We start from the raw sequence: 12,265 nt of genomic DNA on the forward strand, positions 1-12,265 counted from the left end.
CGGTCCGTGGTTGGTTTAATGAAAATATTCGTGTATTTTTCATGAAATATATTCTGAATAATTTCATGGCCCGCTGCCCATGTTCAAGCAATCCGCCCAGCATGTCGGTACTTGCTACGCCGCCACCTACCCCGGTTCCATCGCCTTGCGTCCGCGCCTGGAGGCCAGCCTCGATTGCGATGTGCTGATCGTCGGCGCCGGTTTCAGCGGGTTGCACACCGGTTTGCGCCTGGCCCTGAGCGGCAAGCGCGTGGTGTTGCTGGAGGCCAGCCGGGTAGCCTGGGCCGCGTCCGGGCGCAACGGCGGGCAGGCCTTGCTGGGCTGGTCCTGCGACATGCCACCGCTGCAGAAGGCGCTCGGCCTGGACGGCGCGCGGCGCTTGTGGGACAGCATGTGCTGGGCCGCCGAAGAGCTGCGCGCGTTGCCGCAGCGGCATGGCTTCGAGGTCGACTACCGGGTGGGCAGCCTGTGGACGGCCGTGCTGCAGCGCCGCGTCGGGCAGTTGCGTGAGGCTCAGCACGAGGCACGGCAGACGTGGGGCTACCACGGTCTGCGCTTTATAGAGGGGGCGGAACTGCGCGAATGGATCGACAGCCCGCGTTATCGGGCCGCGCTCTACGATCCCCAGGGCGCCCACCTCGATCCGCTGAAGCTGGCCCACGGCCTGGCCGACGCCATCGAGAAGGCCGGCGGGCGGATTTTCGAGCAGAGCCAGGTGCTCGGCTACGAGGAGGTGGCGGGCGGCTACCGCGCCCGCACCGAGTTGGGCGAGGTACGCGCCGATGTGCTGGTGCTGGCCTGCAATGCCTATATCGATCGGCTGGATAGCCGCTTGTCCCGCCGCCTGCTGCCCGTGGGCTCCTATCAGGTCGCCACCGCGGTGCTCGATGCGCAACTGGCGCGTTCGGTGTTGCCACGCAACAGCTGCGTGATCGACAACCAGTTCGTCCCCGACTATTTCCGCCTGACCCCGGACAACCGCCTGCTGTTCGGCGGTGGTTGCACCTACCTGGGTGGTCTGCCCAGGGATGTGCCGGCGGCGACCCGGCCCTATCTGGAGCGGGTATTTCCGCAGCTCACCGGCGTGGATATCGAGTTCGGCTGGGGCGGGCATATCGACGTGACCATGAAGCGCACGCCGGATATCGGCCGGCAGGGGCAACGCTACTGGTTGCAGGGCTTTTCCGGACATGGCGTGCTGCCGACCCTGGCCGGCGCCCGTGCGGTGGCCGATGCCATTCTCGGCGACGAGCGGTTGCTGGGGCTCTACCAGGCCATCGGCAATCCGCGCTTTCCCGGCGGCGCCTGGCTGGCGGCGCCGCTCGAAGCGGCCGGCAAGGCCTGGTACCGTCTGCGCGACAGCGTCTGAAGCAGGAACGAGCCCATGGACATGCAAGACGAAATCGAAGGCCTGGCGATCCTCATCCGTGACCTGCGCAAGCACAAGAATCTGACGCTGGGCCAACTGGCGGCCCGCATCGACCGCTCGGTGGGCTTCCTGTCCCAGGTCGAGCGCGGCCTGTCGCGACCCACCGTGGCCGATCTGACCGCCATCAGCGAAACGCTCGGGGTGCCGACCACCTACTTCTACAGCCTGAGCAAGCCGCGGGCGCTGCCCTGGGTCACCCGTCCGGGCGAGCGGCGTACGCTGTACTACGCCGGGGGCATCACCGATGTGCTGGTGTCGCCGCGCATGTCGGCCGGCTTCTCCATGCTCGAGAGCCACCTGGCGCCTGGCGCCAGCAGTGGCGAAGGGCACCTGGACGACAGCTCGGAGCAGGGCGGTTTCGTCCTCGAGGGCGAGCTGAGCATCTGGCTGGACGACCAGCAGGAGCCGGTGACCCTCGGCCCCAACGACAGCTTCCAGCTGCCGCCGCACAGCCAGTTCCGCTACGCCAACCTCACCGACCAGCCCGCACGGGTACTCTGGGTGTTCCGCTGAGCGGACACAGGATCTCGACATGACCACCGACAACCTGCTCGACGAAGTCCGCACTTTTCGCGCCGCTCACCCAGACGTTCGCTATGTCGATCTGATCTGCCTGGACATTCCCGGCCATTTCTATGGCAAGCGCTATCCCATCGAGATGCTGGAGAAAGTCGCTGCGGGCAGCCTGCTCAAGCTGCCGCAGAACTGCGTGCTGCTCGGTGCCCAGGGTGGCCTGCATCCGATCGGCGACTACTGCTTCAACGATGGCGATCCGGACGCGCCGCGCCGGCTGATTCCCGGCACGCTCAAGCCGGTGCGCTGGGAAAGCCAGCCCCTGGGGCAGATGCTGATCAGTTCCGACGGCACCGAGTCGCCCATCGAGTTCGAACCCCGCGAAGTGCTGGCGTGGGTGCTGCGGCGCCTGGCCGCGCGCGGCATCCGCCCGGTGGTGGCGTTCGAGCTGGAGTTCTACCTGTTCGACCGCGCGCTCAAGGACGGTCTGCCGCAGTTCCCGCGCGACCCCCTGTGCGATGACGAGGACGATCAGCCGAACCTGCACATCGAGCGCCTGTCGCGCTTTTCCACGGTGCTGCACGAAATCGTCGACGCGGCGAACGAACTGGGCATCGATGCCAACGTGATCACCGCCGAGATCGGCCCGGGGCAGTTCGAGATCAATTTCGGCCACTGCGCCGACGGCATGCTGGCGGCCGACTGGGCCGCCCTGTTCTGCCGCAGCACCCGGGGCGTGGCGCTCAAGCACGGTCATCGCGCCAGTTTCATGAGCAAACCCTACCTGGATGCGCCGGGCAGCGGCATGCATGTGCATGTCAGTCTCTACGACGACGCCGGCAACAATCTGCTGGCCGCCGACGAGCAGCGTCCACTGCGGCACGCCGTGGCCGGCTGCCTGGAGTTGCTGCCGCACTGCATGCCGATCTTCGCCGCCAACCACAATGCCTATCGGCGCTACGGTTCCCGGGTCAATGCCGCGAGCCGCGCCAGCTGGGGCTACGAGGACCGGGACGCCTGTATCCGCATTCCCGATTCCGATGCGCGCAATCTACGCATCGAGCATCGCCTGGCCGGCGCCGATGCCAATCCTTACCTGGTGCTGGCGGCCATTCTGGTCGGCATGGAGCATGGCCTCGAGGTGCAGCGCGAACCTATCGCGCCATTGAACGAGAACCGCCAGAGCGGCATCGACTTTCCCATGGACATGCTCTCGGCCGTGGCCGCGATGCGCGATCAGCCGGTCGTCAAGCGCGGCTTGGGCGAGGAGTTCGTGATGGTCTACTGCGAAAACAAACGCCAGGATCACCTGGCGTTCATGGACGCCATCCACGCCCGGGAGTATCGCTGGTTCCTTTGAGGCAGCCCCAAGCCCAAGCTGCAAGCCTCAAGTTTGAAGCTTCCCGCGGCGCTCTTACTTGCAGCTTGAGGCTTGCAGCTTGTAGCTGCTTCTAGCGGAACAGCGACCAGCTGACCGCGTAGTCGTCGAAGCCCAGGCCCCAGAGCGCCACGGTCAGCGCCAGGATCAGCTCCAGCAGCAGCACGCCGATGGCCAGGGTGCCGCCGGAGATGGTCAGGGCTTCGTTGACCGGAATACGCAGGAAGGCCGGCATGCCCACATAGAGCAGGTAGCCGCTGTAGGCCAGGGCGATGATCCCCACCGCGACCAGCAGCCAGGCCTTGGGATACAGCAGCGACAGACCGGCGATGAACAGCGGGGTGGCGACGTAGCCGGCGAAGACGATGCAGCGGCGACGGCTTGGACGGCTGGCGAAGGAGTCCGACATCCAGTGGATGACGTTGCCCATGATCGCCACGCCGAGCAGCATCAGGATATAGAAGGTGATCCCCAGCACCGCGCCGGTGGGCATGGCGACCTTGGTGACTTCTCCACCCAGGTGCCAGCCGATCTGCGTGGTGCCGATGAAGGCGCTGACCACCGGGATCAGCGCCATCAGCAGGACGTGGTGGGCGTAAAGGTGGGTGATGCTTTCCTTTTCGCTGTCGATGTTGCGCCATTCGCGGCCCGGGTGGGCCAGCAGACCCCATATATGGTTGATCATTGCTCTTCTCCTCTGGCTCCGGCTTTGCCGCCGGCATGAGTCGTCTGAGAACTGACCCCTATGCCTCGGACGGTCGTGTCGCACCGCCAGTTTCTTCAGCCCTCACAAGGTATGAGTGAAGTTCACCCGGATAGGTTTGACCAGAAATTCGCCCGCCAGCCGATCCGCCCGTCGCTCGCCCCCGGTCGGCCCGCTGGAGCGCCCGCCATTGGCGCGGTCGCGACCTGGTAACCAGGTATGTCCGCAGGCCCCGGTGCGCCGTCGGTGAACCTCGCCTCGACGGCCGTCGGGGCCGCAGCCAGGCGGCATGTGGCGAAGGGCGGGCTAAGTCCCTGCAACTCGTGTGTGCGTTTTGGCCCCTGCCGTGACCGGAGCAAAAAATGCTATGTTCCGCACCCTCTTGAGCGAGGGTTCGGCATGAGTGGCAGCAAACGGCACAACGATTCGGCGGATCAGGGCGACAACGGCAAGCGTAGCGGTTGTCTGTGGCTGATCCTGCTCGGGATCGCCTTCATCGTCCTGGTGTTCGGCATCATCATCTATTCCATCACCCGCGATCAGACCGCAGAAGTGCAGGCCAACGAAGTGCGGGCCATCCAGGCATGCTGGGTCAAGGCCAATGACCCGTCGGCCACGCCGACCTCGCGCGCCTTCGCCACCGACAGCTGCAAGGAAATGGAAAAGCAGTTCCGCATCAAGTACGGCCGTGAGCCTGAATAGGGCGAGCATGCACAACGTGCCTTCCAAGCGTTTTCTTCTGATCCTGTGCCTGCTGGCGGCGCTCGCGGTGCTGGCCATCGCCGTGTGGAGCTGGTCGCGTTTCGGCGTGGCCTACCTGAGGCCGTTCAGCGAACAGGATCAGCAGGCCGTGTTCTTCCAGGGCGGCGGGCTCAGGCTGCCTGACGAACTGGCCGGCCCTGGGCCGATCCGTGTGGTGCACTTCTGGGACCCGCAGTGTCCTTGCCACAAGGAGACCGACGCCCATCTCAATTACCTGATCAGTCTCTACCGGTTCTCCGGCGTCGAGTTCTACAGCGTGCAGAAGCCCGGCAGCGAAGGCGAGATGCTGCCCTTCCTGCGCGGCAAGCTGACACCGCTGGAGTCGCTCGAGGGCATGCAGGCGATTCCGGCCAGCCCGGCCATCGCCATCTGGGATCAGGCGGGGCGTCTGGCCTATGCCGGTCCCTACAGCGAGGGGCTGGTATGCAATTCTTCGAACAGTTTCGTCGAGCCGATTCTCGATGCGCTGTCGGCCAATCGCCCCGTGTCCGCCGCCAATACCATGGCGGTCGGTTGCTACTGCGATTGGGCTTCTGGCGGACGTCCATGATGCAGCTCAATAACCATGCTTATTTTGTGGTTATTGGTGTGCGACATAATGCCGCGCGGTTTGTGCGGGTTGAGCCACTAATATGATCCACGAGCCGTGCGCCGGCTTGCTGCGGGCAGCCGATGGAACTTCGCGGAGGTGCTGCAGGCGTGGTCACATGGGGCTTTGCGGGAAATCATGGTGGGTGCGCACAGCGCCGTTCGAGGCGAGCCGGGCCGACGCCGCTGCGCCGGTGCGCTTGGCAGGACCGGACTATTTGTCCGTCCATCGTCGTTAGGCGGTTGGTTTTTTTGCCGCCGTAACCGAAAATGTCGCCCCCTCCGTTTAGTGGTTTCGATACGCTGAGCCGATTGCGGTGCCCGTGGCACCGTTTTCCTGGCATGCCCGGTTGTATTGGCTATCAGGCTGAACAAAACGATATGTGGGATATCACTTTGCTGAAGGTCGTGAAATGAGAGAAGAGAAGTACCACCGCTTGTTCCGCACGCTTCTGACGATTGTCGTGGCCGTCTCCCTGAGTGGCTGCGACTGGGTTCTTTTCGATTCGAAAGGACAGATCGGCATCGAGCAGCGCAACCTCATCATTACCGCCACCCTGCTGATGCTGATCGTGGTGGTTCCCGTCATCTTCATGACCATTCTGTTCGCCTGGCGCTACCGCTCCTCGAACAAGGACGCGACCTACGCGCCGGAGTGGGCTCACTCGCACAAGATCGAGGCCCTGGTATGGGGTATTCCCTGCGTGATCATCGCGGTTCTGGCCGTGATCACCTGGAAGACCACCCATTCGCTGGACCCGTATCGTCCGATCGAGTCCTCGGTGAAGCCGGTGACGGTCGAAGTGGTCTCGCTCGACTGGAAATGGCTGTTCATCTACCCGGAGCAGGGCATCGCCAGCGTCAATGAACTGTATATCCCGGACAACACGCCGATCAGTTTCCAGATTACCTCGCAATCGGTGATGAACACCTTCTTCATCCCGCAACTGGGCGGCATGGTCTACGCCATGGGCGGCATGCGCACCCAACTGCACCTGATCGCCAACGAGCCGGGCGAGTTCTTCGGCCTGTCGGGCAACTACAGCGGTCACGGTTTCTCGGGCATGAAGTTCGCCGTGCACGCGACCAGCAACGAAGAGTTCGAGCAGTGGGTGGCCCAGGCCAAGCAGTCGCCGAACACGCTGGATTTCGACAGCTACAAGCTGCTGGCCAAGGCCAGTGAAAACAATCCCGTCGAGTACTTCAACGCTCAGCCTGGTCTGTTCCGGCAGATCCTCGGCCAGTACATCGACTATACGAGCAAACATGTGAGCGAAGCCGCGCACGATTCAGGTGCGGAGGAATAAACGATGTTCGGAAAGCTGACACTAGACGCAATACCCCTGCACGAACCCATCCTGGTGGTCACGATGATTGCCGTGGCCCTGGGCGGGATCGGGCTGTTCGCCGCGCTGACCTACTTCAAGAAGTGGGGCTACCTGTGGCATGAGTGGCTGACCTCGGTCGACCACAAGAAGATCGGCGTGATGTACATCCTCGTCGCCCTGGTCATGCTGGTCCGTGGTTTCGCCGACGCCATCATGATGCGTACCCAGCTGGCCATGGCCACTGGCGGTTCGGAAGGGTATCTGCCACCGCACCACTACGATCAGATCTTCACCGCCCACGGCACGATCATGATCTTCTTCGTGGCCATGCCGCTGGTGGTCGGTCTGATGAACATCGTCGTGCCGCTGCAGATCGGTGCGCGCGACGTCGCCTTCCCGTTCCTCAACTCGCTGAGCTTCTGGCTGTTCGTGGTCGGCGTGCTGCTGACCAACATCTCGCTGTTCGTCGGTGAGTTCGCCATGACCGGCTGGGTCGCCTATCCGCCCTTGTCAGGTATCGAATACAGTCCCGGGGTCGGGGTCGACTACTATATATGGGCGTTGCAGATATCCGGTATCGGTACGCTGCTGACCGGGGTGAACTTCTTCGTCACCATCATCAAGATGCGTGCCCCCGGCATGACCCTGATGAAGATGCCGATCTTCACCTGGACCATCCTGTGCGCCAACGTCATCATTCTCGGTGCCTTCCCGATCCTCACCGCCGTGCTCGGCATGCTGACCCTGGATCGCTACCTGGATTTCCACTTCTTCACCAACGAAGCGGGCGGCAATCCGATGATGTACGTCAACCTGCTGTGGGCCTGGGGCCACCCGGAGGTGTACATCCTGATCCTGCCGGCCTTCGGCGTGTTCTCCGAGGTGACCGCGACCTTCGCCCGCAAGCGTCTGTTCGGTTATGCCTCGATGGTCTGGGCCACCGTGGCCATCACCGTGCTGTCGTTCGTGGTCTGGCTGCACCACTTCTTCACCATGGGCTCTGGCGCCAGCGTCAACGCCTTCTTCGGCATCGCCACGATGATCATCGCCATCCCGACCGGGGTGAAGATCTTCACCTGGCTGTTCACCATGTACCGCGGCCGTCTGGAGTTCACCTCGCCGATCCTGTGGACCCTGGGTTTCATCATCACCTTCTCCATCGGTGGTATGACCGGCGTGCTGCTGGCCGTGCCGGGTGCCGACTTCCTGCTGCACAACAGCCTGTTCCTGATCGCCCACTTCCACAACGTGATCATCGGTGGCGCGGTGTTCGGCTACATGGCCGGTATCACCTACTGGTTCCCGAAAGCGTTCGGCTTCAAGCTCCACGAGGGCTGGGGCAAGGCGTCCTTCTGGTTCTGGATCGTCGGTTTCTACCTGGCCTTCATGCCGCTGTACATCCTCGGCTTCATGGGCATGACCCGTCGCCTGAACAGCACCACCAACCCGGAATGGGAACCGTGGCTGCAGATCGCCGTGGTCGGCGCCGTGCTGATCGGCATCGGTATCGTCTGCACTGTCGTCCAGTTCGCCGTGTCGATCATCAAGCGCAAGGAACTGGCCGACGTCACCGGTGACCCGTGGAACGCCCGCACCCTGGAATGGTCGACCTCGTCGCCACCGCCGTTCTACAACTTCGCGGTGACCCCGCGCGGTGACCGTATCGACGAATTCCACGAGATGAAGCGTGATGGCCTGCCGGCTGCTCCGAGCAAGTACGCACCGATCCACATGCCGAAGAACACCGGCGTGGGTCTGGTCATGTCGGCCGCCGCCCTGGTCTTCGGTTTCGCCCTGATCTGGCACATCTGGTGGCTGGCGGCCCTGAGCTTCGTGGGAACCTTCGTCGTCCTGATCCGCAACAGCTACAACCAGGACGTCGACTACTACGTGCAGCCCGACGAGATCGAAAGGATCGAGAAGGCACACATTCAAGCAAAGGCTAATCAGGCGTAAACCATGTCCAGTGAAGTGATCAGCAACCACGCTGCTCATGCCGATGAGCATGAGCACGAACACCACCACGACGCGGGTGAAATGAAGGTCTTCGGGTTCTGGATCTACCTGATGACCGACTGCATCCTGTTCGCGAGTATCTTCGCAGGCTTCGCGGTGCTCAGCACCGCCTATGCCGGCGGTCCTACTCCGCAGGATCTGATCGACCTGAAACTCGTTCTGGTCGAGACCTTCGCCCTGCTGTTCTCCAGTATCACCTACGGCATGGCCATGCTGGCCATGTACCGTGGCGACAAGGCCAAGGTGCTCAGCTGGCTGGCTGCCACCTTCCTGTTCGGGGTGGTCTTCATCTCGATCGAACTCTATGAGTTCCACCACCTGATCCACGAAGGTGCCGGCCCGCAGGTCAGCGCCTACTGGTCCGCGTTCTTCACCCTGGTCGGTACCCACGGCCTGCACGTGAGCGCCGGTCTGATCTGGATGGCGGTGATGATGCATCAGGTCGCCAGCCGTGGCCTGACCCCGGTCACCCAGACCCGCCTGAGCTGCCTGAGCCTGTTCTGGCACTTCCTCGACGTGGTCTGGATCTGTGTGTTCACCGTTGTCTATCTGATGGGGGCCCTGTAATGGCGCATGATCACCACTCTTCGGCGGGGGCCGGCCACGGCAGCGTCAAGGACTACGTCGTCGGCTTCGTGCTGTCGGTGATTCTCACCGTGATTCCGTTCGCGCTCGTGATGAACCCCGTCATGTCGAAAGCGGCCACGCTGTTCACCGTCGTCGCCTTCGCTGTCGTGCAGATCTATGTACACCTGGTGTACTTCCTGCACATGAACACCTCGTCCGAGCAGCGCTGGAACACGGTCGCCTTCGTGTTCACCGTGCTGATCACCATCATCGTCGTCGCGCTCTCGATCTGGATCATCTGGAGCATGCACTACTACATGATGACCAACTAAAAGAGAGCAGCCTGATGTTCAAGCAATACCTGCTCCTGACCAAGCCGGGCATCGTCTTCGGAAATCTGATTTCCGTCGCCGGTGGCTTCTTCCTGGCTTCGCAGGGGAATATCGATCTGGCGCTGTTCCTGGCGACGGCGCTCGGGGTCGCTCTGGTGATTGCTTCCGGTTGCGTGTTCAACAACTACATCGATAGGGACATCGATCAGAAGATGGAGCGGACCAAGAACCGGGTGCTGGTAAAAGGCCTGGTTTCGCCGACTCATGCCATCGTCTACGCCTGCGTCCTCGGGATCGCAGGCGTTGCCTTGCTCTATAAAGCCACCAATGTGCTTGCAGTCGTCCTGGTCCTGATGGGCTTCGTCGTCTACGTCGGGCTGTACAGCCTGTACCTCAAGCGGCATTCGGTTTATGGAACCTTGGTTGGCAGTCTGTCGGGCGCCGCTCCGCCTGTTGTGGGCTATTGCGCCGTAAGCAACGAGTTCGACATGGGAGCGGCAATCCTGTTGCTGATCTTCAGCCTCTGGCAGATGCCCCATTCGTACGCCATTGCCATCTTCCGCTTCAATGACTACCAGGCCGCCAACATTCCGGTGTTGCCGGTGATCAAGGGCGTGCCCGCTGCCAAGCGTCACATCGTCCTGTACATCGCCGCCTTCCTGGTCGCCACGCTGATGCTCACCATCAGCGGCTATGCCGGCTACAACTATTTCGCCGTCGCTGCCGTCAGCGGCGCCTACTGGTTGTGGATGGGCGTTTCCGGCTACAAGGCCGTGGACGACAAGGTCTGGGCCAGAAAGCTGTTCGTCTTCTCCATCGTCACCATCACTGCCTTGAGCGTGATGATGTCGGTGGACTTCCAGTCGACGCCGAGCCAGATGCTGATGACTTCGGTCAACCACATCTGCGGCGCCGACAGTGTCAGTGGCTTCTGCGCGGCCTTCGCCGTGCGCTGAGCGCCGACCGGGTGGATCGAGCGGGTCCCTTCATCGACGATGAAGGGACCCGTTTTCGTTCAGGGCTGATAAGGTGTCTGCAACGAGGATTTCAGCGCGGGTGAGGATGTGGTTATGGCGATGAGCTTCGATGAGCAGGACCCCTTCATCAAGGGGCTCAAGGAACGGCTGCCCAATGACTTGAGGGAGTCGTTCAGCGTCGAGCAGCTCGAGGCATTGAAAGTGGCCTTCGGGGCGCGCAAGTGGGGGCAGCATCGTCTGGATCTGCGTGGCACCCTGAAACTATGGCGCTGGCGTTACTACTTCGTGCTGCTGGCCGGGCGCAACCAGCGCGATCTCAGCCGGGTCCAGCAGGAGTTGTCGCTGACGGCCAAGGCGGCCGTGCTCAGCCTGTTCCTGCTGCTGTCGCTGCTGGTCGGCCTGCTGTTCCTGTACCTGGCCAAGTCGGCCCTGGGCATCAACCTGTTTTCCGGTTTCTCCCTGGGGCTCTGGGACTGGTTCAGGAGCGGCTGAACAGCAGCGCCTTGAGGCCGCCTTCGGGCTGGCTGTCGGGAAATTCCGGCGGGTTTGTCAGGCGCTGTTCGAAGTGCAGCTCGGGGGCTTCGCTGGCCATCCCGGCAATCAGGAAGTCGCTGCCGACTGCCGGGTCGTTGACACAGGCCAGCACGCGTCCCCGTTCGCCGAGCAGTTCGGGTAGCTTGCGCAGGATCTTCCGATAGTCGCGGCTGAGGGCGAAACTGCCTTTCTGGAAGGAGGGCGGGTCGATGATGATCAGGTCGTAGGGGCCATGCCGTTTCACCTTGCCCCAGGACTTGAACAGCTCGTGGCCGAGAAAACTGACCCGGCTCAGCTCGTGCCCGTTCAGGCGGTGGTTGTCGCGGCCGCGGCTCAGCGCCGCCCTGGCCATGTCCAGGTTCACCACGTGCTCGGCACCGCCGGCGATGGCGGCAACGGAGAAGCCGCAGGTATAGGCGAACAGATTGAGCACGCGCTGCCCGCGGGCGTGCTCGCGCACCCAGCGCCGGCCGAGGCGCATGTCGAGGAACAGGCCACTGTTCTGTTTCCTGCCCAGGTCGAGAACGAAGCGCAGGCCTTCTTCTGTGATGACCCATTCATCCGGCAGCTCGCCGAGCAGGCATTGCATCGGGCTGTCGGCCTGATAGCGGTGCTGCAACAGCAGGCTGCGGGCCTGGCTGCGCTGCCATTGGTCTGACTGGCTCAGTCGCCGCAGCATCTGTTGCAGGCCGTCGAGCTCGGCCTGGGCCGGCTCCCTGAACAGGCACAGTAGAACGATGCCCTGCAGCCAGTCGACGGTGACGTGCTCGAGCCCTGCCCAGCAGCGGCCACGGCCATGGAACAGGCGGCGGGTCTCCGCGGGGGCGTCGGCCAGGGCGTGTTCCAGGTGCTGCTGCAGAAAGGCGAGGTTGTCCGGGGTCATGGAGCGGGATCGTGGAGGCTGGCCGCGCAGTTTAAGGTAAAGCACTCGCTCGGTGTTCCCCCCCTTCCTCTCGGCAGAGAGGCTGGGGAGGGCGGAACCTGCGACAAATCGATAAAAAAGCCCGTCGCGAGGACGGGCCGAAAAGTGCCATGACCCGGGAGTGATCGGTTACAGGAACGAGATCGGGTAGTTGAAGATCAGGCGGTTCTCGTCGAACTCGTTGCTGCTGTAGTCGCGGCGCATGCTGGAGTTGCG

14 protein-coding genes are annotated in these 12,265 nt (G+C 62.9%); 11 read left to right on the forward strand and 3 right to left on the reverse strand.

Features of this window, described 5'->3' with window-relative positions; all coding sequences use genetic code 11:
* Positions 1 to 79 precede the first annotated feature (79 nt).
* The 3 genes from DNK34_RS22565 to DNK34_RS22575 are packed head-to-tail and all read left to right on the forward strand — an operon-like array spanning position 80 to position 3,302.
* Positions 80 to 1,369, forward strand: coding sequence for an NAD(P)/FAD-dependent oxidoreductase (locus DNK34_RS22565; protein WP_131177431.1), 1,290 nt, complete (start codon positions 80 to 82; stop codon positions 1,367 to 1,369).
* A 15-nt stretch (positions 1,370 to 1,384) separates the two neighbouring features.
* Positions 1,385 to 1,942 (forward strand): helix-turn-helix domain-containing protein, encoded by a 558-nt coding sequence (locus DNK34_RS22570; RefSeq protein ID WP_131177430.1) that lies wholly within the window; start codon positions 1,385 to 1,387, stop codon positions 1,940 to 1,942.
* Between the two features lie 19 nt (positions 1,943 to 1,961).
* Positions 1,962 to 3,302, forward strand: coding sequence for a glutamine synthetase family protein (locus DNK34_RS22575; protein ID WP_131177429.1), 1,341 nt, complete (start codon positions 1,962 to 1,964; stop codon positions 3,300 to 3,302).
* Positions 3,303 to 3,393: 91 nt separating this feature from the next.
* Here the strand turns inward: DNK34_RS22575 and DNK34_RS22580 are convergent, their stop codons facing one another.
* Positions 3,394 to 4,005 (reverse strand): Yip1 family protein, encoded by a 612-nt coding sequence (locus DNK34_RS22580; protein ID WP_207390738.1) that lies wholly within the window; start codon positions 4,003 to 4,005, stop codon positions 3,394 to 3,396.
* Positions 4,006 to 4,422: 417 nt separating this feature from the next.
* On the opposite strand from DNK34_RS22580, the gene DNK34_RS22585 reads away from it, so the two are divergent.
* The 8 genes from DNK34_RS22585 (at position 4,423) to DNK34_RS22620 (ending at position 11,085) form a co-directional block, all read left to right on the forward strand.
* A complete protein-coding gene (locus DNK34_RS22585) occupies positions 4,423 to 4,725 on the forward strand; it encodes a hypothetical protein (RefSeq protein WP_131177428.1) in 303 nt (100 codons plus the stop codon).
* A gap of 7 nt (positions 4,726 to 4,732) precedes the next feature.
* On the forward strand, positions 4,733 to 5,335 hold the full coding sequence (locus DNK34_RS22590; RefSeq protein WP_165496881.1) for a DUF6436 domain-containing protein: 603 nt from the start codon (positions 4,733 to 4,735) through the stop codon (positions 5,333 to 5,335).
* A 451-nt stretch (positions 5,336 to 5,786) separates the two neighbouring features.
* On the forward strand, positions 5,787 to 6,680 hold the full coding sequence (gene cyoA / locus DNK34_RS22595; protein ID WP_131177426.1) for a ubiquinol oxidase subunit II: 894 nt from the start codon (positions 5,787 to 5,789) through the stop codon (positions 6,678 to 6,680).
* A gap of 3 nt (positions 6,681 to 6,683) precedes the next feature.
* Positions 6,684 to 8,657, forward strand: coding sequence for a cytochrome o ubiquinol oxidase subunit I (cyoB, locus tag DNK34_RS22600; RefSeq protein ID WP_131177425.1), 1,974 nt, complete (start codon positions 6,684 to 6,686; stop codon positions 8,655 to 8,657).
* A gap of 3 nt (positions 8,658 to 8,660) precedes the next feature.
* Complete coding sequence (cyoC, locus tag DNK34_RS22605) at positions 8,661 to 9,284, forward strand: cytochrome o ubiquinol oxidase subunit III (RefSeq protein WP_131177424.1); 624 nt, start codon at positions 8,661 to 8,663, stop codon at positions 9,282 to 9,284.
* Positions 9,284 to 9,616, forward strand: a complete 333-nt coding sequence (locus DNK34_RS22610) for a cytochrome o ubiquinol oxidase subunit IV (protein WP_131177423.1) — start codon at positions 9,284 to 9,286, stop codon at positions 9,614 to 9,616. Before cyoC ends, DNK34_RS22610 begins: the two co-directional genes overlap by 1 nt.
* 14 nt (positions 9,617 to 9,630) lie before the next feature.
* Positions 9,631 to 10,572 carry a heme o synthase gene (gene cyoE, locus DNK34_RS22615; RefSeq protein WP_131177422.1) on the forward strand — a complete coding sequence of 314 codons (942 nt, stop codon included), beginning with the start codon at positions 9,631 to 9,633 and terminating at the stop codon, positions 10,570 to 10,572.
* A 114-nt stretch (positions 10,573 to 10,686) separates the two neighbouring features.
* On the forward strand, positions 10,687 to 11,085 hold the full coding sequence (locus tag DNK34_RS22620; protein ID WP_411269332.1) for a 3-phosphoshikimate 1-carboxyvinyltransferase: 399 nt from the start codon (positions 10,687 to 10,689) through the stop codon (positions 11,083 to 11,085).
* On the opposite strand, the gene DNK34_RS22625 is transcribed toward DNK34_RS22620, so the two are convergent.
* Both DNK34_RS22625 and DNK34_RS25795 read right to left on the reverse strand, forming a co-directional pair.
* Positions 11,072 to 12,010: a class I SAM-dependent methyltransferase gene (locus DNK34_RS22625; protein ID WP_131177421.1), complete on the reverse strand. Its 939-nt coding sequence runs from the start codon at positions 12,008 to 12,010 to the stop codon at positions 11,072 to 11,074. The genes DNK34_RS22620 and DNK34_RS22625 overlap by 14 nt on opposite strands.
* 168 nt (positions 12,011 to 12,178) lie before the next feature.
* The coding region (locus tag DNK34_RS25795; RefSeq protein WP_165497344.1) for an OprD family porin at positions 12,179 to 12,265 on the reverse strand (87 nt) is incomplete at its 5' end.

This window comes from Phytopseudomonas dryadis, assembly GCF_004327355.1.
Taxonomy (GTDB): Bacteria; Pseudomonadota; Gammaproteobacteria; order Pseudomonadales; family Pseudomonadaceae; genus Aquipseudomonas; species Aquipseudomonas dryadis.

Coding starts and splice junctions, on each gene's coding strand:
- DNK34_RS22620 (WP_411269332.1), top strand. CDS start 10,687: ATGGCGATGAGCTTCGATGAGCAGGACCCCTTCATCAAGGGGCTCAAG.
- cyoA (WP_131177426.1), top strand. CDS start 5,787: ATGAGAGAAGAGAAGTACCACCGCTTGTTCCGCACGCTTCTGACGATT.
- DNK34_RS22565 (WP_131177431.1), top strand. CDS start 80: ATGTTCAAGCAATCCGCCCAGCATGTCGGTACTTGCTACGCCGCCACC.
- DNK34_RS22590 (WP_165496881.1), top strand. CDS start 4,733: ATGCACAACGTGCCTTCCAAGCGTTTTCTTCTGATCCTGTGCCTGCTG.
- cyoE (WP_131177422.1), top strand. CDS start 9,631: ATGTTCAAGCAATACCTGCTCCTGACCAAGCCGGGCATCGTCTTCGGA.
- DNK34_RS22610 (WP_131177423.1), top strand. CDS start 9,284: ATGGCGCATGATCACCACTCTTCGGCGGGGGCCGGCCACGGCAGCGTC.
- DNK34_RS22585 (WP_131177428.1), top strand. CDS start 4,423: ATGAGTGGCAGCAAACGGCACAACGATTCGGCGGATCAGGGCGACAAC.
- DNK34_RS22570 (WP_131177430.1), top strand. CDS start 1,385: ATGGACATGCAAGACGAAATCGAAGGCCTGGCGATCCTCATCCGTGAC.
- DNK34_RS22580 (WP_207390738.1), bottom strand. CDS start 4,005: ATGATCAACCATATATGGGGTCTGCTGGCCCACCCGGGCCGCGAATGG.
- DNK34_RS22625 (WP_131177421.1), bottom strand. CDS start 12,010: ATGACCCCGGACAACCTCGCCTTTCTGCAGCAGCACCTGGAACACGCC.
- cyoB (WP_131177425.1), top strand. CDS start 6,684: ATGTTCGGAAAGCTGACACTAGACGCAATACCCCTGCACGAACCCATC.
- cyoC (WP_131177424.1), top strand. CDS start 8,661: ATGTCCAGTGAAGTGATCAGCAACCACGCTGCTCATGCCGATGAGCAT.
- DNK34_RS22575 (WP_131177429.1), top strand. CDS start 1,962: ATGACCACCGACAACCTGCTCGACGAAGTCCGCACTTTTCGCGCCGCT.